Origin of the sequence: Streptomyces solincola (assembly GCF_002982015.1) — a bacterium.
In the GTDB taxonomy this organism is placed as follows: Bacteria; Actinomycetota; Actinomycetes; order Streptomycetales; family Streptomycetaceae; genus Streptomyces; species Streptomyces solincola.
Genome location: NZ_PVLV01000246.1, coordinates 1 through 1,063 on the forward strand (window position 1 = coordinate 1; position 1,063 = coordinate 1,063).

Here is a 1,063-nt window from a genome sequence, read left to right on the forward strand (position 1 = left end):
CCACCACCCGCCCGCCACCCGCGTACCCCCGAAGGAAATCCATGTCCCCCGACACCGGCATGTCCCCCGACGACCCGCTCCTCGCCCTCCTGGTCTGCCCCCTCGACAAGGGCCCGCTGACCCTGCTCCCCGGCGGAGACGCCCTGGTCAACCCGCGCCTGCGGCTGCGCTACCCGATCATCGACGGCATCCCCCAGCTCCTGCCCTCGTCCGGCGCCCGGCTCCCGGCCGCCGCCCCGGCGCCCTCCGAGGGGGCCTGATGACCACCCTCGCCGCCGCCGTCGCCGCCCGCCTGCCCACCCGGCTGGTCGGCGCCACCGCCCGGGCGCTGTACCCGCGACTGGAGCCCGAGCTGGCCCGGCTCGCCGACTACTGCCCGGCCGGCGGCACCGCCATCGACCTCGGCGGCTGGTACGGGCCCTGGTCCCGGCGGCTGGCCGACCGCTGCGCCCGGGTGGTCACCGTGGAACCCGTACCGCACCTCGCCGCCCACCTGCGCACCGCGCTGCCCGGCAACGTCCGCGTCGTCCAGGCAGCCGCCTCCGACCAGGAGGGCACCGCCCCGCTGTGGCTGCCCGACGGCGACGACGGCGACCGCGGCCTGTCCTCCCTCACCCGGGGCGGCGTCCACGCCCACAGCGTCGAGGTCCCCACCGTCACCGTGGACAGCCTCGGCGTCCAGGACACCGTCTTCATCAAGATCGACACCGACGGCGGCGAACTGCCCGCGCTGCGCGGAGCCCGCGCCGTCCTCGACCGCCGCCGCCCCGCCCTCCTCATCGAGCTGGAGACCCGCATCCGCCCCATCGCCCCCGTCATCGACCTGCTGGCCGAGGACCACGGGTACACCGGCTGGATCCTGCTGCCCACCGGGTGGCGGCCGCTGGCCGGCTTCGACCTCCCCGCCCACCAGCGGCGCACCGAACACCTGGTGCACCGCGGCATGCTCCGCCGCACCCTCGCCCCCGGCCGCGAGCGCTACATCAACTCCGTCCTCTTCCTCCCCGAGGGCCGTGCCCCCGCCACCCGGTGGGCAGCAGGATCCAGCCGGTGTACCCGTGGT

Annotated in this window: 2 protein-coding genes; both read left to right on the forward strand. The window is 76.4% G+C overall.

Translation table 11 applies throughout. The annotated features are described in order from the left end of the window. Positions 1-59: 59 nt before the first annotated feature. Positions 60-260 carry a Trm112 family protein gene (locus tag C6N75_RS16815; protein WP_105869724.1) on the forward strand — a complete coding sequence of 67 codons (201 nt, stop codon included), beginning with the start codon at positions 60-62 and terminating at the stop codon, positions 258-260. Beyond that, positions 260-1,063: FkbM family methyltransferase (locus C6N75_RS16820; RefSeq protein WP_105869723.1), on the forward strand; the 804-nt coding region annotated here is incomplete at its 3' end. The genes C6N75_RS16815 and C6N75_RS16820, both read left to right, overlap by 1 nt.

Bases quoted from the DNA above. Each gene is read 5' to 3' on its own strand.
- C6N75_RS16815 (WP_105869724.1), top strand. From the start codon at position 60: ATGTCCCCCGACGACCCGCTCCTCGCCCTCCTGGTCTGCCCCCTCGAC.